At 35.9% G+C, this 18,161-nt stretch carries 15 protein-coding genes; 10 read left to right on the plus strand and 5 right to left on the minus strand.

Annotation, left to right across the window (positions count from 1 at the left end):
* Nucleotide 1: 1 nt before the first annotated feature.
* Nucleotides 2–850 carry an ABC transporter permease gene (locus tag H3T46_RS00510; protein ID WP_155565280.1) on the minus strand — a complete coding sequence of 283 codons (849 nt, stop codon included), beginning with the start codon at nucleotides 848–850 and terminating at the stop codon, nucleotides 2–4.
* Nucleotides 851–1,187: 337 nt separating this feature from the next.
* On the opposite strand from H3T46_RS00510, the gene mqo reads away from it, so the two are divergent.
* The gene (gene mqo / locus H3T46_RS00515) at nucleotides 1,188–2,675 is read left to right on the plus strand and encodes a malate dehydrogenase (quinone) (RefSeq protein ID WP_155580260.1); all 1,488 of its coding nucleotides are present in this window, start codon (nucleotides 1,188–1,190) and stop codon (nucleotides 2,673–2,675) included.
* 45 nt (nucleotides 2,676–2,720) lie between these two features.
* On the opposite strand, the gene H3T46_RS00520 is transcribed toward mqo, so the two are convergent.
* The 3 genes from H3T46_RS00520 to H3T46_RS00530 form a co-directional block, all read right to left on the minus strand.
* On the minus strand, nucleotides 2,721–4,022 hold the full coding sequence (locus tag H3T46_RS00520; protein WP_155580261.1) for a multidrug effflux MFS transporter: 1,302 nt from the start codon (nucleotides 4,020–4,022) through the stop codon (nucleotides 2,721–2,723).
* 171 nt (nucleotides 4,023–4,193) lie between these two features.
* Nucleotides 4,194–5,015 (minus strand): fructosamine kinase family protein, encoded by an 822-nt coding sequence (locus H3T46_RS00525; protein WP_198197110.1) that lies wholly within the window; start codon nucleotides 5,013–5,015, stop codon nucleotides 4,194–4,196.
* The gene (locus H3T46_RS00530; protein ID WP_155567965.1) at nucleotides 5,012–5,485 is read right to left on the minus strand and encodes a low molecular weight protein-tyrosine-phosphatase; all 474 of its coding nucleotides are present in this window, start codon (nucleotides 5,483–5,485) and stop codon (nucleotides 5,012–5,014) included. The genes H3T46_RS00525 and H3T46_RS00530 overlap by 4 nt, the downstream gene beginning before the upstream one ends.
* Before the next feature lie 330 nt (nucleotides 5,486–5,815).
* Between H3T46_RS00530 and H3T46_RS00535 the strand changes: the two genes are divergently transcribed.
* The 5 genes from H3T46_RS00535 to H3T46_RS00555 are packed head-to-tail and all read left to right on the plus strand — an operon-like array spanning nucleotide 5,816 to nucleotide 11,950.
* Entirely contained in the window at nucleotides 5,816–8,290 is a 2,475-nt protein-coding gene (locus H3T46_RS00535; RefSeq protein WP_198197111.1) for an adenylate/guanylate cyclase domain-containing protein, read from the plus strand.
* A complete protein-coding gene (locus H3T46_RS00540) occupies nucleotides 8,287–9,315 on the plus strand; it encodes an ABC transporter permease (RefSeq protein ID WP_155580265.1) in 1,029 nt (342 codons plus the stop codon). The genes H3T46_RS00535 and H3T46_RS00540 overlap by 4 nt, the downstream gene beginning before the upstream one ends.
* A 2-nt stretch (nucleotides 9,316–9,317) precedes the next feature.
* Entirely contained in the window at nucleotides 9,318–10,007 is a 690-nt protein-coding gene (locus H3T46_RS00545) for an ABC transporter ATP-binding protein (RefSeq protein ID WP_110438850.1), read from the plus strand.
* Between the two features lie 45 nt (nucleotides 10,008–10,052).
* Complete coding sequence (locus H3T46_RS00550) at nucleotides 10,053–11,009, plus strand: MlaD family protein (RefSeq protein ID WP_110438851.1); 957 nt, start codon at nucleotides 10,053–10,055, stop codon at nucleotides 11,007–11,009.
* Nucleotides 11,006–11,950, plus strand: a complete 945-nt coding sequence (locus tag H3T46_RS00555) for a hypothetical protein (protein ID WP_198197112.1) — start codon at nucleotides 11,006–11,008, stop codon at nucleotides 11,948–11,950. Before H3T46_RS00550 ends, H3T46_RS00555 begins: the two co-directional genes overlap by 4 nt.
* Nucleotides 11,951–11,967: 17 nt before the next feature.
* On the opposite strand, the gene H3T46_RS00560 is transcribed toward H3T46_RS00555, so the two are convergent.
* Nucleotides 11,968–12,366 (minus strand): DUF423 domain-containing protein, encoded by a 399-nt coding sequence (locus H3T46_RS00560; RefSeq protein ID WP_198197113.1) that lies wholly within the window; start codon nucleotides 12,364–12,366, stop codon nucleotides 11,968–11,970.
* A 410-nt stretch (nucleotides 12,367–12,776) separates the two neighbouring features.
* Here H3T46_RS00560 and H3T46_RS00565 point away from each other — a divergent pair, with 410 nt between their 5' ends.
* From H3T46_RS00565 to mdoH, 4 genes are all read left to right on the plus strand, one after another.
* Nucleotides 12,777–13,298: a hypothetical protein gene (locus H3T46_RS00565; RefSeq protein ID WP_198197114.1), complete on the plus strand. Its 522-nt coding sequence runs from the start codon at nucleotides 12,777–12,779 to the stop codon at nucleotides 13,296–13,298.
* Nucleotides 13,298–13,906, plus strand: coding sequence for an NUDIX domain-containing protein (locus H3T46_RS00570; RefSeq protein WP_198197115.1), 609 nt, complete (start codon nucleotides 13,298–13,300; stop codon nucleotides 13,904–13,906). The genes H3T46_RS00565 and H3T46_RS00570 overlap by 1 nt, the downstream gene beginning before the upstream one ends.
* A 237-nt stretch (nucleotides 13,907–14,143) precedes the next feature.
* A complete protein-coding gene (locus tag H3T46_RS00575; RefSeq protein WP_198196326.1) occupies nucleotides 14,144–15,700 on the plus strand; it encodes a glucan biosynthesis protein G in 1,557 nt (518 codons plus the stop codon).
* A gap of 221 nt (nucleotides 15,701–15,921) precedes the next feature.
* Nucleotides 15,922–18,126, plus strand: coding sequence for a glucans biosynthesis glucosyltransferase MdoH (gene mdoH, locus H3T46_RS00580; RefSeq protein ID WP_198197116.1), 2,205 nt, complete (start codon nucleotides 15,922–15,924; stop codon nucleotides 18,124–18,126).
* Nucleotides 18,127–18,161 lie beyond the last annotated feature (35 nt).

Genomic DNA, 18,161 nt, shown 5'->3' on the forward strand with positions numbered 1-18,161 from the left:
TCTAAATCCAGTAGGGAATGCGAAAACGTGTTTTACTGAAAATGAAAATTGCGGTTACCCATAATATCAGGCTGTAAACAATCGCAGCAAACCAGATAGATGAAGACACATATTCTCCAAGAATAGGTGCGCGCACAATTTCAAACAGAGGGTAAAGTGGATCCAGAAGCATATAGTTTTTGTTGAAATGAATGAAATTAATCTTCCAGATAATGGGAGTTATAAAAAACAAAGCTTGCATTATACTGGCTATAATAGGTGGAACATCTTTGAATCTGGTGCCTAGAATACCGATTAATAAACAAATAGCCAAACTATCCAGTGTCCATAATATACCAGAGGGAATTAAAAGATATAGGGTATAGGGCACGACCTTTAGAATGCAGAAGACAATTACAATGACTAATAGGTTATGGATAAGGATTAGGAAATTACTGATGATACTTCGCCATGCATATACGCTGTAGGGTAGACGTGTGGATAAAATCAATTTCTCAGAATTGGTAAATATTGTGCAGCTATCAATTGTTAAAGTGCTTATAAAAGTCCATAAAACCACGGAAAGGGAAACATAGGGAAGATATTCATGAATATTAATGTGTAAAAGATATGCATAAAGAAAACCAATAGTCGCAATTTTGCTTCCCATTATAATGGTGATCCAAAAAGGTCCCAGAATTGATCCCCGATAGCGTAATTTAATATCTGTCCAACCCAATTTACAATTTAACCTCCATTTCATAAATCCTTCCAGAATATCCAACACGGCAAGTTTGATATTTTGTGAAAACTTTACAGGGCCAAGATCAAGGATCGGTTCTTTTGGTAAAATCTGATTATTATTTGACATTGCAAAGTCCGTATATTCATTGGCGATTAAATAATAAATAAAATTAAAATATAGTGTTTAAAATTGCTTTTCAAACAAAAAAACAGCATTGATCGGCTTCAAAATAATTGCATCAATACTTTATAATATTTTTTATTTATGAATATATTTAATGATTATTTATAATGATTGTTAATATTGTAACAATAATAATTTAAATTTAATTTGAAATAATTTCTGCATTATTTGATTTGATCAGTTCTCGAAAATATTATCATAAATTAATAGGTTATTTAGATAACGTGTCGTATAAATAAAAATAGTGAATAATTTTCAGTTATTAAAATATGTTGATCAAATGAAAAATATATCTATGCATGAAGTCAAAGATGCTGTCCTTGTTGGTGCTGGCATTGTAAGCTCTACGTTGGGCACATTATTAAAAGAATTTAATCCTGATTATAAAATTACCATTTTAGAAAGATGTTCCGAAGGTGGCGATGAAAGTTCAGCGGCATGGAATAATGCGGGAACAGGTCATGCTGGTTTGTGCGAATTGAATTACACTCCCTTTATTAAGGGGGAGGAAATAAATTTAACCCGCGCAATTGTCACGAATTCCAGATTTGAGACTTCACGCTTGTTTTGGAGCTATTTGGTCGAGCAAGGGAAATTTACAACGGTTCGGGATTTTATAAATCCAGTACCTCATTGCAGTTTTGTTTATGGGGCTGATAATGTTGCATTTTTAAAGCATCGATATGATAAAATTCGTGAATTTGCAGGATTTGCAAAAATGGAATTCACTGAAGATCATCAAAAAGTTAAGGAATGGGCGTCGCTGGTTGGTAATGGTCGAAATGCAAGTGAAAAAATTGCATTGACACGTGTGAAGGGCGGTACAGATGTCAATTATGGTGCCTTGACACGTAAATTATTGGCACAACTTGAAAAATATGATGACGTTTCCATTCAATATGATGAGCAGGTTGTTGATATAAAACGGGTTAATGGTGTTTGGGAAATAAAATATAAAAATCGGATAAGTGGTTACGAAAATATTGTTTTATCAAAATTCGTTTTTATAGGTGCAGGTGGCGCAGCGCTATTATTGTTACAGAAATCCGGCATACCTGAAGGACGTGGACTGGGTGGATTTCCAGTAAGCGGTCAATGGTTACGATGTGATAATCCCACGATTGTAGAACAGCACCATGCCAAGGTTTACAGCCTATCCATGGAAGGATTGCCTACTGTTGTGGCACCACATTTGGATACACGTGTCATTGATGGTAATAAATCAATCCTATTTGGTCCATTTGCCGGATTTACAACTAAATTTCTAAAAAAGGGTTCATATTTTGATTTCCTTTCATCGGTTCGTTTGGAAAATATTGAACCTTTATTATCTGTGGCGATACATAATATTGACTTTATTCGTTATCTTATTCGCCAGAGTACACAAACGATGGACGATCGTATTAATGCTTTACTCCGTTTCTATCCCCAGGCAAAAAAATCAGATTGGAAACTTCAGGTTGCTGGACAGCGTGTTCAAATTATCAAAAGAGATCCATATGGTAAACCAATCCTACAAATGGGTACCGAGGTTATAACATCCAGTGATAAATCCCTTGCCGCTTTATTGGGTGCCTCTCCTGGTGCCTCTGTATCAGTTTCAATTATGGTGAACCTGATTAAAAAATGTTTTCCTGAGCAAGTCCAGGGAAAATGGGCCAAGAAATTGCATGAAATATTCCCTGCTGAAGAACAGGAACTTCAAAAAGATGCAGGAACTTATAATAAATTGCATGATTTTTCTGATAAAGCGTTGCAATTAACTTAGGATTTTATCTGAATAGTTTTAAATACCCATTTTAAATGGGTATTTTTATTTCAAATCTTTGATAAGTCGATCAAAATTATTATTTCCTTTGCTTACTCTTTCTTGCATTTTTGAAATAATTTTGCATGTCACATATTGACGCCATAAATTACAAAGAAAGAATCCCAATACTCCTATAAAAACACCAATTGCTACGTAGAGCATGTTATCTTGTGGCAAAAGACCCATGATCCAGCTGCTTAATGCACCAAGAATGAATTGAATGGTTCCCAATAATGCGGACGCACTTCCTATTTTTCTTCCATGTAGGGTAAAGGCAAATATGGTACAATTAGGAAAAATAAATCCTAGGCATCCCATGATTATTACAATTGGAGAACAAACAAATATAATGCCTAGCCAATTATGAGGTAGTGGTAAAAAGCAAAGAATAATAAACAGGATTGAAACGATAAATGCTACATTTACCGCACAGTTTGTCAAAAAGCTTGGTTTAAATTTGTTGATTAGAATACCATTAAGCTGATTACAACCGGCAATTACAGCGGAATTGATACCAAACCAAAGTGCTAGCTGCAATTTAGAAAAATGCATAACATTACTCAATATGTCAGGTGTACCGCTCAAATAGGCAAATATCATGAAAAGTCCAAAACTGGTTATCAAAGTGTTTGAACTAAAGACAGGTTCTTGAACAATGCGAATATATCGCCATAAAATTGATCGGATAGAGGATTGAATGCGGTATCTAATGGGTAAAGTGTCAGGAAGCATTATTATTACTGAAACAGTGCCCAAAAAGCCGTAGATTGTCATTATCCAGAATAGGACGCGCCAGGGAAATTTGGCAACAATGAGACCACCAAGTGTTGGTGCTGCAATAGGAACAATCGCACCAACCAATGCCAGTTGCGCCATTATTTTAATGCCTTTCTTTCCGGTGGCAATATCCCTTACCATGGCTCGAGGAACAACCATGGCGGTTGAACCTCCTAGCGATGAAAGAAGGCGGCATAAGCAAAAAAGATAAAAATTTGAAAAGATTGCACAACCTGCCGAACCTAAAGTGAAAAGTAACATGCCTAAAAATAGAGGAGCCCGACGTCCGTATCGGTCAGATATCGGACCAGATGTAAATTGACCAATGGCTAAGCCGATAAACCATACCGTTAAGGTGATCTGGGCTGCACCATTGCCATAACCTGCCAAATCTTGACTGATCTGAGGAAAGGCGGGAAGATACATATCTGTTGCAAGGGGACCAATCGCAGTCAACAGGCCAAGTATGACTATAATCCACCAGGATAAGTCTATAGTGTTTAGGTTATCTTGTTTCAATTTATTCATAGTTTCGTATTTAAATTTATTTATGTTAGTAAATAGATTATTAATGAATTAATTCAATATAAATTAAATGTTACGTATAAAATATCGGTTTAATCAGGCTGATGATTTTACCATTTACACCTTACGGATTTTTTGTGCATATGATGGAATAAAAGATAAAAACATCTGAATTTATATTTTTAGATCATCAAGAATCTTGTTCAGCATTCGTAAATAATAATTTCCAAAAAGAATGTAATGAATAATCAAAGGGAATGTTTGATAAATTGCCAAACGTTTTTGCCATCCTTTCTCAAGAAGATTATAAGATTGATAAAAAATGTCATAAGGATTACCAAAAAGGTTTAACATGGCAATATCAACTTCATTATGGCCATAATAACAGGCTGGGTCAATTAAATAGGGTTGATTGTAATGGGCAAGGATATTACCGGTCCACAAATCTCCATGAAGGAGGCTGGCTATAGGATGATCAGGCAAAAAGTCATCAAGTTTGATAACAAGATGTTCTATTTTTTTGGCAGTTGTTACCGGTAAATGGGACAGGTAACATGCCAAACGCCATTCACCCCAAAATTTTACCCAACTAGATGAGGGTGTATTGATGACATTGATTGTTCCAAAAGCATAATTGTCCTCCCAGCCATAATTGGAGTTATGGATGTTATGAAGTTTGGTTAACATTTTTCCAAGATTGGACCATGTTTCCAAGGAAAAAGAATTTGTTTCCTTAATTCTTTCCAAAATTAAAATTTCTGAATTGGCAAGAATGACTTTTGGAACATCAATGCCATTACTTGCAAGAAATTTAAGCATTTTTCCCTCATTTTGAGGAGATGCACCATTTTTGATCACATAATTTTTCTTGTTTTTTGTTATGATATGGAATGTTTCGGAAACATCACCCTGGGTTAAGGGTTGTGCTTGTTCTATCTTGTCATTAAGATATTTTTCCGCAATGGAAATGAGGGCAGAGGGAGGGTAAATATTCATGATATTTGCTGTTCAAAATAATTTGCTAGATTTTGACAAGCCTCGTTTATTTGAGACCATGTTCGTGAAAAAGCATCTTGATTTTTGTAATAGGGATCTGAAATTTCTTCATTCTGATGATTGGGAATATAATCAAGCAATAATTTTATTTTACTATCTGTATCATATGGTGCCAATTTTTTTAATTGAACGATATTTTTATGATCCATGCCAATTATATGTGTAAAATCATGAAAATCCTGTAGCTGAATTTGCCTTCCAAGATAATGGCGAATGTCTATTCCATGTTTCATGACCTCATGTATGGTACGCGGATCTGGGGGTTGATCAATATGCCACGCTCCTAATCCAGCAGAATCAACAGAAACTGGCAATTTTCTTTTTTTGACTTCTAGACTGAAAGCAGCTTCAGCCATGGGGGAACGACAAATATTACCCAAACAGACAAACAATACTGAATATAAAGCCATAGAAAACTCAATGTTATGATAATAAATTGTTGAGAAATATATTGATTTTGCAAATCTATTTTTATGTTAAAATACTTTTGCTATCATGACAATGCTAAGCTTCATAAGTTTTTTAACTGTTTTAATAAGCAAATTTGGTAATTTATGCAAACTAATATATAGTAACAGCTATATAATATATAGTAACAGCTATAATTATGATGATTCATAATATCAGTCTATTATAATTTATTTTATGTTAGTTATTTTTTCATATAGAATATGGATTTTGCTAACTTAATTATTTAAAATAATAAAAATTTTGAATGGTTTAAATCAAGGGGATGATAGGTGCCTGCTGGTGAAATTGTTGATCCAACCAAAAATCCAGTAAATCGTTTGTGGCGTTTTTTTCTGCGAATTGGTATTCCCGTGCTTGGGGTTATTTTGGTCTCTTTTGTTGTGGTTGGGGTGACCCTTCATTCTTATCACACGACAAAAGCTGGGATTTCAAAATTATCACATGTGATTTTGCGGACCGAACAATCTAGGATTTCCGAAGAAATATTGTCTTATCTCAATCCAGCCACCAAGGGTGGGGGATTGGCGGTTGATATGTTAAGTCATATTCCATCCGAATATAAATGGGGAATGTTTTATAGTTATGCGATGAGCAGTTTACATCGTACGAAACAGGCTGAATCTTTTTACTTGGCTGATAGTGACGGTCGTTTCAATATGGTTGAACGTGTTCCTGATCATCCTGACCAAGTAAGGGTTATAACATTGGAGCCAGATCAAAAAGGTGGACGTTTTTTAGAGGAATATCACGTATTTGACAGTAAAAAGGTTATTAAAACACGTTATATGCCAGCCAACGCCTATGATCCTCGTTTACGTGCCTGGTATCATACAGCTGTTGAAAATAATAAATTGACTTGGTCATCACCTGTTTTGATGCCAACAAAAAAAGGCTTGGCGGTGACGGCATCTATACCTTTTGTGGATAAAGATGGGAAAAAAAATGTTTTTGCAATGAATATCTCCTTGCAAGAATTGACGAAATTTTTGGCTTCCATAAAACTGAGCAATAATGCGCGGATCATAATCATTGACAATACTGGTCATATTATTGCCTCTCCCAATCTATTGACCTATTTCGTTGGAAATGAATGGAATCCCCAAGATTCAAAAATAAATCCTGCGGTAAATCCCGTGATTGCTAGGGCATATGATCAATTTCAGATCCAAGGTTCTGGCATTCATTCCTTTAAAATGGAAAAAAAACCTGATCTTGGTCAGGGACAGGATCAGAAAAAAAATTCAAAAAATATTATTGATAAACAGAAACAAGTCGCTGGCAATTATATTTGCGTAACTTCCAGATTACCTGATTCAATACAGAAATGGGTTATCATGATTGTTATACCAGAAAAAGATTTTTCTGGTTTTGTAGCTTCAGGTGCAAAGCAGAATCTGCTTTTTTCCTTGTTGGTTGTTGCATTGGCCGCATCAATGGCGGGATTACTGATTTATCAGGGACATCGTATGGATAAACTTGGTCTGCTTTTCCAGCACATTCAAAATGTGGTTGAACAGGAAAGTGATGCTATCGAGATGGTAGCCTCAACGCCGGAAGTTTTTGACCCGAGAAATGAAGCGCTTATTCTTACCGAAAAACTTTGCAAGCTGGTTTCTGCACATCGAGTCAGTATTTGGCATTTTTCAACTGATCATAAATCCTTGATTTGCAATGATATATATGATCGGACAGAAGATAATCATGCTGGTGGATATGAATATTCTATTTCGGAATTACCCAATTTTTTTGAATTGCTTGATGCAGGTGAAACAGTTGTTGTGGACAATGCTGAACATGATCAGAGAACGGCTGCATTATATCGACTGTTTATGAGCTCTGTTTCTAATCGATCGCTGATGATTACCCCTGTTTTAGGTAAAAATGGAACAATAGGGGCAATTTTGGTTGAGGATACGCCTTATCTTTATAATATAAATCATATCACAAAAATTTTTGCTGGGCTGGTTACAATGCGTTTTGTTGCGGCCCAAGTTGAATTTGACCAGATTGGCAAACACCAAAGACTACACTATGAAAATGGTAAAGTTTCTTCTCAGAAAGAATTTTTGAAAAAAACGGTCAAAGATGATTTGGAAAATACGGAAAAAGATATTAATCATGATTATCTGATAGATCCGGGTCAGTTTTCAAAAAATAAAATTGATTTTGGTCAATTTGATAAACAAGGCGAACAAACCATATATCCTGCTGTTGCGATGATGGATATTTCATTTAGTGGGTTTTTGTCTTCTGATATTCAGCATACGGTGGAATTAATCAAACCTGTCAAAAATTTAGTCATTGTATTGGAGAAAATCGCACAGAAATATGGTATTTTCTACGTAAGAATTATGGGCGGTCATCTGATTGCTGTGACGGGATGTTCAAAGGAGCCAGACATTACCGCCCCGATCAGATTGGCCCAAGCGGCAATAGATATGCGAGAGGCCTGTCTGGAGATTATCCCCCATAAATATACAAGTTCTACATTTGGGATTGGAATAGATGTTGGTCCAGCAATCGGGTCCTGGTTTGGCAAGGACGCAAAAACTTTTGCATTATGGGGGCCCGTGGTCGGAATGTCTTCATTGATGGCACAAATGGCTAAAGATGATGCAACGATTCAAGTGACACAAGAAGCCTATGCGGCTTTAAGAAACGATTTCCTGTTCAGATCAAGAGGAAATTTCTTTATTCCTGATATGGGTGTTGCTGATATATTTATTCTTGCTGGCAGACGATGAACGATTATCAAAATAATAATGACCAGTATACCAAAAGGGAGAGTGCTCCCAGATCGGATAAACAGGTCGAAACGATTTTATCGAGTTTGAATGATAATGGTATTCATGATGTTGATCGATATATGGAATCCATTCGTATTCGTGAAGCTGAACAGGGGCAAACATTATATCAACGTTTGAAAACTGTAGAACCGGGTTTCTTTTCGATTTTCAGAAAAATCGGAATTGTTATTTTCTGGTACATGCAGCCTGTTCTGAATGTAATTGGTTCAGCAACGCGCAGTTATTTTCGGTTTCTTTTGTCTGTTCTGGCAGTTTCATGGGGAGTGCTGGTTGAAAGCATCTCCCCTCTAACATGGCGCAGGACAGTAAAGTATGAATTCAAAAGAATGGTAGGGTTGGCCATTGGCGGTGGATTTTTCAGCACTTTCTTTACGGCTAGTCTTGCGGGTTTGGCTGTGGTTTCTCAAGCGATTTCATGGCTTGGCGCAGCAGGACTAACCAAAATGACTGGACCCATTCTGGTTACAGTTCTGGTTCGAGAACTGGCCCCGGTGCTGGTGGGAATGATTTTATTAGGAAGAAATGGCATTCTGACCGTAACGGAATGCAGTTTACTAGCAATGGGTGGACAGCTTAAATTTTTTACGTCTATGGGAATAGATGCTTTTATAACCATTGTAGTGCCAAGAGCCTGGGCTTTTACTATTGCCAGTTTTACCTTGGGAATGGTTTTTGGTATTATCTCGTTATTCATGGGTTACCTGGTAACTTATTTTATGGGGACAATGCATGATTCCATTTGGATGTTCTACAGTAATATCCTCGCCGCAATGACGGGATGGGATTATATTCTGGTACCCTCAAAATTTATCGTTATGGGTTTTTTGATTGGTGTTGGTTCTTGTGTCACTGGTATGAATGTCAAAGTTACAGATGATCCTGCAACGTTATTGCCCAAAGGTTTTACGCGCGGTATTTTGCTCATCATGGTGGTTAATATTTTATTTACAATAGGATTTTAGTGATGGTGGATAAAATATTATTGAATATAGATAACGCCAAACCTTCATTTGAAGAAAGCGCGTTGCCTTATGTGCCATACAATTTAAAATTGCGGGCAGGCGAATGTATCATTGTTGAAACGGGCAGTATGGAGTTATCAACTGCTTTAGCAGATTTATGTAGTGGTATTGTCAAGTTAGATGAAGGAAGTGTCAAATTTGAGGGGATGGAATGGTCTTCTTTGAATGAGCCAAGATTATCTGCCTTAAGGGGAAGAATAGGTCGTATATTTCAACAGGGTGGTTGGGTTGATATGTATCCTGTCGCAATCAATATCTTGATGCCAATGTTGCATCATTCCTCTTTAGCTATCGATAAATTGACCAAGCAGGCTTTGACACTATGTCGAATTTTTGGTTTGCCTGGTCTTCCCATGGATACGCCTCGCCATATGATGCCGGTAGATTTACATAGGGCTGCATGTGTGAGGGCCTTGTTGGGAAACCCTGATCTAATTTTATTGGAGCACCCTTTTGAAGGATTTTCAGAAGATTTGTTATTCCCACTGTTTGAAATGTTGAATACGGCACAAAATAAAGGGGCCGGTGTTATTTGCTTTACACAACAGTTTTCTTTGTGGAATTATTATAGGGAACGGGTGACGCATTGGATGCGGTTGCAGGAAAAAGGGTTAACATTGGAAAATCAATAAGAATATTTATCCTTAATTGCATGAATGATACGGTTATAAAATAAAATGTTTAACAGCAAACGATACACAAAAGCGCGACAGTTATTTCAGCTAAGATATGCCAATGAGTGGACAGGTGGTCTTGTTCTTTTATGCTTATTGGCATTTATTGGTGCAATTATTGAAGCTGGTGTATTACGGGACTGGCTTACCCCTGCGGCACAACTGAATATTATCCTGCCACAAACAGGTGTTGACAATCTATCGGTTGGAGATGATGTGGAGGTATTCGGTATTAATGCGGGGACCATACAAAAAATCAATGTCAATTCTGATGGTGGTTTAACAGCAATAGCAATGCTGGATCCCCAGATCAGAACTTTTATCAGACGAGATAGTACAGTCACCATCAAACGTAAATTTGCCGTAGCAGGTGCCGCTTTTGTTTCTATAACAAGAGGGTATAGTACGCCGCTAAATTGGCGTTATGCTGTTTTGTCGGCGAAGACAGAGCCTAATCCTGCAGACCAGATTTCACAAATGGTATTGCAAATTCATAAACGTATTGTTCCAATTATGGATAGTGCAAAAAATATGATGGCTTCACTTGAAATGACAGTTGAGGGAATTCAACAGGGGCGTGGAACAGTCGGTCGTTTGGTTAATAATGATGAATTAATCAGAAGAGCTGAAAATATGGTTCAAACAATCAACAATGTTATTGAACAATTGAAACCGATTGAAAATAATATTAATCATGTTGTTAAAAATTCTGATAAGGTCATGGTTAATTTCAAAAAAGTTTCCAGAGATTTAAGCAAGGCTTCACCTTCTTTGAAACCGATAGCTAAAAATGTTCAAGATGCAACGGCAGAGTTGCCGGATATGATGATTCAATTGCAATCAACAATGGGTGATCTACAACGATTGATTATACAACTGAAAAGTATGTGGATATTGGGTGGAAATGGAAAAGCGCCTCATAAAACAAAACGTCTACATGCAAGAGAGGTAAGACCATGATAGGAAATTTAGGAAAGATTCCGTTTTGTCTTACAGGTTTTCTATTTCTGGCAGCATGCGGCGTTACACAAAATGATCCGCCTAGAGATGAGCCTTTGCAACGAACTATGGACGTTGCCAAACAGGGAGTATTTTATAATCGGTTAAAACAGGCTGAAATGAATTATCTAAAATCATATCAATTAGCTTTAACCCGTGATGATCAGAATGATATTGAAAATGCAGGTTATAATTTGGCTGTTGTTCAGTTGGATATGAATAATATGCAGAAGGCTTATGAAACTGTTCAGGCTGTCCGTAACGAATTATATATTAGAGACGAAAAAAATAGTCCTCAACTGGATTTAGTTGAAGCAGCTATTTTATACCGGTTGCATCGTCAAGACGAGGCTTTGAGACTTTTACAAAATGCGCTACAAACGTCGCAAGATGATATACGGGAACGGGCTTATTTTTTCATAGGATTGATTGCTAACGATCAAAATAATATTTCCCTGTTGGTTAAAGCTTCTCAAAAGCTTGATCAATTAATTCTAAAAGATAAAAATGCAAGAAAAGAGGATAGTTGGAAAGCGGATCAAGGTGAATTGCATGCATTGTTGAATTATAGAAATGGGAAATATGATGATGCTATTACCACGTCAAGATTTGTAGAGGTAAGCCGTCGTCAACAAATTGAATATAGAGCAATGGTTAGGGCGCTTGTTATTCAGGCTATGGCTTATGAATCAAAAGGTGATCGGATTCAGGCTGCCAATTTATATATAAGGGCTGGCAAAAGTGCCCGATTTTTAAAAGAATATACAGATGCCAAGAATTATTTGTATAAAGCTGTTGCATTACAGGCTGATCAAATAACTAATAATTTGGCATCTCATGAATTATCAACTGTGAGACAAGAAGAATTTAAAATGAAAGAAAATTCTTTAGATAATAATTAATGGCAATAATAATAATTTTATTTAAGAAATAGAGCTAAAATCGCTAAATATAGCCAACCAAAAATAAGAAGAGTACCTCCGATTGGTGCTATGGGTAAAAATGGATGAGAACCGGTGAAACTGATGTAAAAGACACCTGAGCAAAACAAAGTTAATCCTAGCGTAAATATACATCCGATTAGAAAAAAATGTAAATTCAGTTTCCATATTTTTTGTAATATGGAAACTGATATCAAGGCTAATCCGTGAATGAATAATATATTATCCGCTATTCGACTCATATTTCTGCCATCATTAATGAAATATTGATCTGGTAAATGGGAGGTAAGTGAAGAAAATATAACTGCCAGTAAACAGTAAAGTGCCCCGAAGGCGAGAGAAATATTAATAAATAAAAATTTTCTTTGGAATTCCATTTTTCACCTTATTTATACGATTTAAAGAGTTGAAAAAAAACTATTTATGAATTAAGTATAAAAAAATAATATAAAGATTTAAGATGGCAAAGAGGTTAAAAGAATAATAAAAAAAATTGTGTATTATTAATTATAAAACAAAATTATATTAAAAGTATTTTATAAATATTGCAAAATATATTAATTTTTTAGGTAATACTAAATAAAAACGTATAAGTCAAAAAATAATAATTAAGTTTATTAATTCATTGTAAATAGCGAAATAAACTTAAATATTTGTTTAAAAAATCGAAAATATTAATTTTTCTAGAGATTTATCTCTAGAATTTATCACTTAATAACCAATATAAACCAATAAAAATATTTATACTTAATAATAAGCATGATTTTTAAAGTGGGAATTTTTTTTAATGAGAACTGATAATAAAGAAGAAAAATTTTCGAATATAACTGATATAGATGCTGTTAAAAGGGCGTTGGAAAGTATAGGGGATTCTACAAATAAAAAGACAGTGAAAGAAAAAGGAAATGATAATTTTCCTAAAAGACGGTTTATCAGGGATCAAGGTGTAATTGTTAAAAAACAGAATTCAGAAAAATTTTCTAGAAAAACATATTTTCAAGATTTTTCTGTTGATGATAAACTGTCAAAATATAACCGAAAATTATCGATAACAAACGAAAAAGATGAAAATAGTTTCAAAACCATTCTTAAACATGTAGAAATACTTGTCGAGAAAATGTCATTGATGCAAAAACAAGTCGAGAATTTGGAAAAATTGAATATTCAACTTTCAGAACAATTCAAGAGTGTGACATCCAGTTTTAATAAACCAAATGAAATTGAGACTGTTGAGATTATGGAAGATGATGATATTGTTGATGAATTGGGACAAAAACCGGTCAAATGGTGGATTAGAAAGCTTGACTAATGTCCAAACTTATTATTAAACATTATGAAAATTTATGGAAAGGACATTTTAAACTTGATAGAGCAGAAGCTGTTCAGAAATATTCGGATGGTAATGAAAAGTCTATCAAGCGTGAAATATTAAGAGTAAATGACAGTGTTGCGGTTTTATTATTTCGTCATAATAATGGAAACATTATTTTAACTTCACAATGGCGGGCACCTGTTCTTGCAAGAGGTGACGATAATAGTCCGGTTATAGAAGTATGTGCAGGCAACATAGATTCATCAGATTATGATCCCTTAAAAAAAAATCCATTGGAAGCGGCTTATCAAGCTGCTTATCGAGAGGCAAAAGAAGAGACAGGTTGGCATATAAATCAGTTGTACCATTTATTTGCCTTGTATAGTTCGCCAGGAATCACAACAGAAAAATTATATTATTTTATCGCTTCCGTGGATAAGCAAGATCAAAAGGGTGGTGGATTACGACAGGAAGGCGAAAATATTGAAATATTGGAAATGAAATTGACGTTGGCCTTTGAATGGATCAAAGAAAATAAAATTGTTGATTTGAAAACGGTATTTTTGTTACAGTATTTCGGTAATAATATTAATCTATTTATGTAAGACCAAATATTTATATGTAATTCAAATAATCTTTTGGCTGAAAAATCAATATAATTATATCAGTCTGCATCATGTTTTGTAGAAAAAAAGTCGTGCAGACGAAATATTTTATATTTATCTGTCTATACGGTTATATTGTTTTTAATTGTAATTAATGTTGATTTTATCTAGTATTTACTCGTTTATAAATTTAAAACGTGTAAAGATAATTTGTAACAGAAGAATAAGGAATAAGTCGTGGTATTTCGTCGGGATCTTTTGCGTACTACAGCAGGAGCCTCCTTGGTTGGAATAGTTGGTGGAATAACAAATATTTCCCCAGTATCTCTTGCAAAAGCAGATGAACATAATTCTGTGGATCAGGGAAAACCATTTGATCAAACTACGGTAAGACAATTGGCAAAATCAATGGCGCAACGTGCGTATAAGGCACCTGATGATCATTTGCCAGATGTGATTGACAAACTAGATTTTGATGGATTTAGGGGAATTGAATTCCGCCATGAAAGAGCTTTATGGAATAATGAAAATTTAAATTTTGCTATTGAATTCTTTCCGAGAGGTTTTTTATATCGACCACGTATAGATATTTATGAGGTAATTGATGGGGTTTCCAAGCCTGTTCAATATCATTCTGACATGTTTTCCTATGCGGATCCTAAACACAAAATTGATCAGGATTTAGGATTTTCTGGCCTGAAATTGATGACCAAACTCAATCAATCGGAAACGATGGAAGAATTTGCAGTATTTTTAGGTGCATCCTATTTCAGGGCGATAGCCAAAGGTCAACAATATGGTTTGTCTGCGCGTGGTTTTGCTAAGGGAACCGCGGATCCACAAGGAGAGGAATTTCCTCTATTTCGGGCGTTCTGGATTGTCAAGCCTAAAAACGGCATTGAATCGTTGGTTATATATGCATTGCTGGACAGCCCTTCATTAACCGGGGCATATTGCTTTACAATTCGCCCAGGTAATATGACAATATTCGATGTTGAAACCCATATCTATCCTCGTAAATTAATTTCTAATGGCGGAATTGCTCCTCTGACTGGCATGTTTTATTTTGATGCCAATGATCGTAATCACATTGATGATTGGCGTCCTGCCGCCCATGACAGTGAGGGTCTTCTTATATGGACGGGTACAGGACAACAAATATGGAGACCTTTAACCAATCCAGTTGATTTACAATATTCTGTTTTTGTTGATAACGCGTTAAAGGGTTTTGGCCTAATTCAACGTAAACATGCCTTTAGCCAGTATGAAGATCTGTCTTTGCATTATGAATTAAGACCAACCGCCTGGGTTGAACCCGTGGGTGAATGGCAAGCGGGTAGTGTCAATTTGGTGGAAATACCTTCCCCCAGTGAAGTCAATGATAATATTGTGGCATTCTGGCGCCCCAAAGAAGTTTTTAGAGAAGGAAAAGAATATACCTTTACTTACCGTTTATATTGGGGATGGGATAATCCATGGACAACATCCTTATCTCGCATTGCTGCAACCAGAATAGGGGCAGTTGTTGATAAACCGGATGTAAGATTTATTTGTATAGATTTTTTTGATGGTCCATTGAACGGTTATTCATCGGACAAACAATTGCATGTCAATGTATCCTCTTCCACGGGTCAAATTAGCAATATAAGCATGTATTCAGATACAAATTTGCATAAATGGAGAACGACTTTTGAGTTCGATCCTAAAGGGGCCAAAATGGCTGAATTGAAATGTGTTTTAATGGATGGGGATCAACCAATTTCCGAACAATGGACCTATCGTTGGACACCGTAACATATTTGTGAAATTTATTGTTTAATAACCCAAGCATGAAAAGCTTGGGATTTTTTTTAGGTAGGTATAAGAAACGGTTATTATTTTCAAAAATCATTTATCCATGTATGAGTAAATTGATTTTATAATCAACTTCTTGGATGCATTTGTTTCCAGTCTATTGAAATATTTATATTTGTAAGTTAGGCTTCGGGTATTTTAAATAGGAGAAAAAAATACTTATGGTTGAATTAAAGGTCAATAATCATTGTCATCTGCAAAATGATTTGAATGAAATCAAATTCCAGGACTTAACAGCTGACAAATTTGAATTTGCTGCCCTTCCTCCAGAATCTCCTATTGAAATGCCTGTGCAAAATTTATTTTCAAGGCCAAATATTCATAATCGTTCTAAAAGAATGAAAACTGAACCAAAGACAATTTTCTTTAGAAGATTGTTTGTTTTTTTATTATCTTTTTTATTAACGGCGTACGCCTCCTACGAAATGAATCTAGTGTTTAACAGCACAGGCATGAATTCCCTTGGCGTTATTATTCTGATTATTTTTACAGTATTGTTTTTATGGATTGCCTTTTCTTTTGTTTCATCACTTGGAGGATTTTTTGAGCAATTGAAACAAAAGGGAGGTCTTTCGCTAAATATCGATCCCAAAGCACAAATTCCTAATTTGCGTAATAAGACAGCAGTGCTAATGCCTACCTACAACGAGGATCCACATCGTGTTTTGGCTGGTTTGAAAGCAATCTTTAACAGTCTTCAAGCGACTGGTCAGGATGATCACTTTGATTATTTCATTTTATCGGACACTACCGATCCGGATGTATGGGTTGAGGAAGAGGCAACTTATTTACGCCTGATTGAAGAAACAAAGGGTCTAAATAAGATTTTTTATCGACGCCGTTTTGAAAATACCGATCGTAAGGCTGGAAATTTGGGGGAATGGGTTCGACGTTTTGGTGGGGCCTATGAACATATGTTGACTCTTGATGCGGATAGCCTGATGGAAGGGGACACGATAGTAAGAATCTGTGCAGCTATGGAAGAAAACCCAGAAGTTGGATTGATTCAAACTTTACCGGTTATTGTCAATGGCACAACGTTGTTTGCGCGGTTGCAACAATTTGCCGGACGGGTTTATGGTCCTACTATTGCTTATGGTTTAGCATGGTGGCACGGGTCAGAAAGTAATTATTGGGGACATAATGCGATCATACGGATCAAGGCTTTTGCCGAGCAGGCTGGATTGCCCCATCTTCCGGCAGTGAGAAAACCTTTTGGTGGCATGATCATGAGTCATGATTTTGTTGAGGCGGCTTTGATGAGAAGGGGGAGATGGGCCATTCATATGGTTCCTGCATTACAGGGTTCCTATGAGGAAAGTCCGCCTTCCTTGACTGATATTGCTATCCGTGATCGTCGTTGGTGTCAGGGGAATTTGCAGCATGCCATGATAATTCCAACAAAAAAGTTGAGCTGGATAAGTCGTATACATATGATAACAGGTATTGGAGCGTATGTAATGTCACCATTGTGGCTGTTATTTTTGCTTGCGGGTATTCTGGTATCACTACAGGCTTTATTTATGAAACCGGAATATTTCAGTACAACGGATCGCGTATTATTTCCTCACTGGCCCCAGGTTGATCCAGTTCAGGCTGAATATGTTTTTATTTTAACTATGCTTGTTTTGTTGGCCCCTAAATTTTTAGCGTGGATTGCCCTTTTGGCCAATCCTTTTTTAAGAAAAGGATGCGGTGGAGAAATCAAGGCTTTGTTCTCCATTGTTATTGAAACGCTTGTTGGTGGATTGATTGCACCTGTTGCGATGTTGATTCAAACCGCGGCGGTAGCGTCAATATTGTTGGGATATGATTCAGGATGGAATGCCCAACGTAGAGATGTCGGTTATATTCCTTTAAAAGATGTTATTCGGGATTATTGGCCACATACAGTTATTGGTATTTTAATGGGTGCAGCTGCCTGGGCAGTTTCTTTTTCTTTATTTTTATGGATGACACCTGTATTGCTGGGATTATTATTGGCAATTCCTCTAGTATGGATGACTTCAAGTCAGAAAATTGGAATTTTATGTCGCAAATTGGGTTTGCTAATCATTCCTGAAGAAGTTAATCCGCCAAATATTTTGCGACTTGATAAAAAAGAAAAAGAAAAAATTGCAAATTTGGAAGTTAAAAATGCCTTTCACAATTTAGATAACAGTAAGCTAATTCAATTTCATTTGGCTCAGCTCCCTCAGGAACGGAATAAAGGGGAAGCTATTAATGCAAATGAATTGGTCAGTATTGTTAAAATTGAGGAGGCAGACAATCGTCAGCAACTTTTGGAGAATTTAACAAAAGCGGAAAAATCGGCTGTACTAGCCTGTAAAAAAGCTCTCATCAAATTTTTTAAAGTGCCATTATAAAGATTATAAAAAATGAGATAAAATCTTTAGAGATT

Origin of the sequence: Commensalibacter sp. M0133 (assembly GCF_016101485.1) — a bacterium.
Taxonomy (GTDB): domain Bacteria; phylum Pseudomonadota; class Alphaproteobacteria; order Acetobacterales; family Acetobacteraceae; genus Commensalibacter; species Commensalibacter melissae.

Coding starts and splice junctions, on each gene's coding strand:
- H3T46_RS00525 (WP_198197110.1), bottom strand. CDS start 5,015: ATGAATATTTACCCTCCCTCTGCCCTCATTTCCATTGCGGAAAAATAT.
- H3T46_RS00570 (WP_198197115.1), top strand. CDS start 13,298: ATGTCCAAACTTATTATTAAACATTATGAAAATTTATGGAAAGGACAT.
- H3T46_RS00530 (WP_155567965.1), bottom strand. CDS start 5,485: ATGGCTTTATATTCAGTATTGTTTGTCTGTTTGGGTAATATTTGTCGT.
- H3T46_RS00510 (WP_155565280.1), bottom strand. CDS start 850: ATGTCAAATAATAATCAGATTTTACCAAAAGAACCGATCCTTGATCTT.
- H3T46_RS00555 (WP_198197112.1), top strand. CDS start 11,006: ATGATAGGAAATTTAGGAAAGATTCCGTTTTGTCTTACAGGTTTTCTA.
- H3T46_RS00550 (WP_110438851.1), top strand. CDS start 10,053: ATGTTTAACAGCAAACGATACACAAAAGCGCGACAGTTATTTCAGCTA.
- H3T46_RS00545 (WP_110438850.1), top strand. CDS start 9,318: ATGGTGGATAAAATATTATTGAATATAGATAACGCCAAACCTTCATTT.
- mqo (WP_155580260.1), top strand. CDS start 1,188: ATGAAAAATATATCTATGCATGAAGTCAAAGATGCTGTCCTTGTTGGT.
- H3T46_RS00540 (WP_155580265.1), top strand. CDS start 8,287: ATGAACGATTATCAAAATAATAATGACCAGTATACCAAAAGGGAGAGT.
- H3T46_RS00565 (WP_198197114.1), top strand. CDS start 12,777: ATGAGAACTGATAATAAAGAAGAAAAATTTTCGAATATAACTGATATA.
- H3T46_RS00560 (WP_198197113.1), bottom strand. CDS start 12,366: ATGGAATTCCAAAGAAAATTTTTATTTATTAATATTTCTCTCGCCTTC.
- mdoH (WP_198197116.1), top strand. CDS start 15,922: ATGGTTGAATTAAAGGTCAATAATCATTGTCATCTGCAAAATGATTTG.
- H3T46_RS00520 (WP_155580261.1), bottom strand. CDS start 4,022: ATGAATAAATTGAAACAAGATAACCTAAACACTATAGACTTATCCTGG.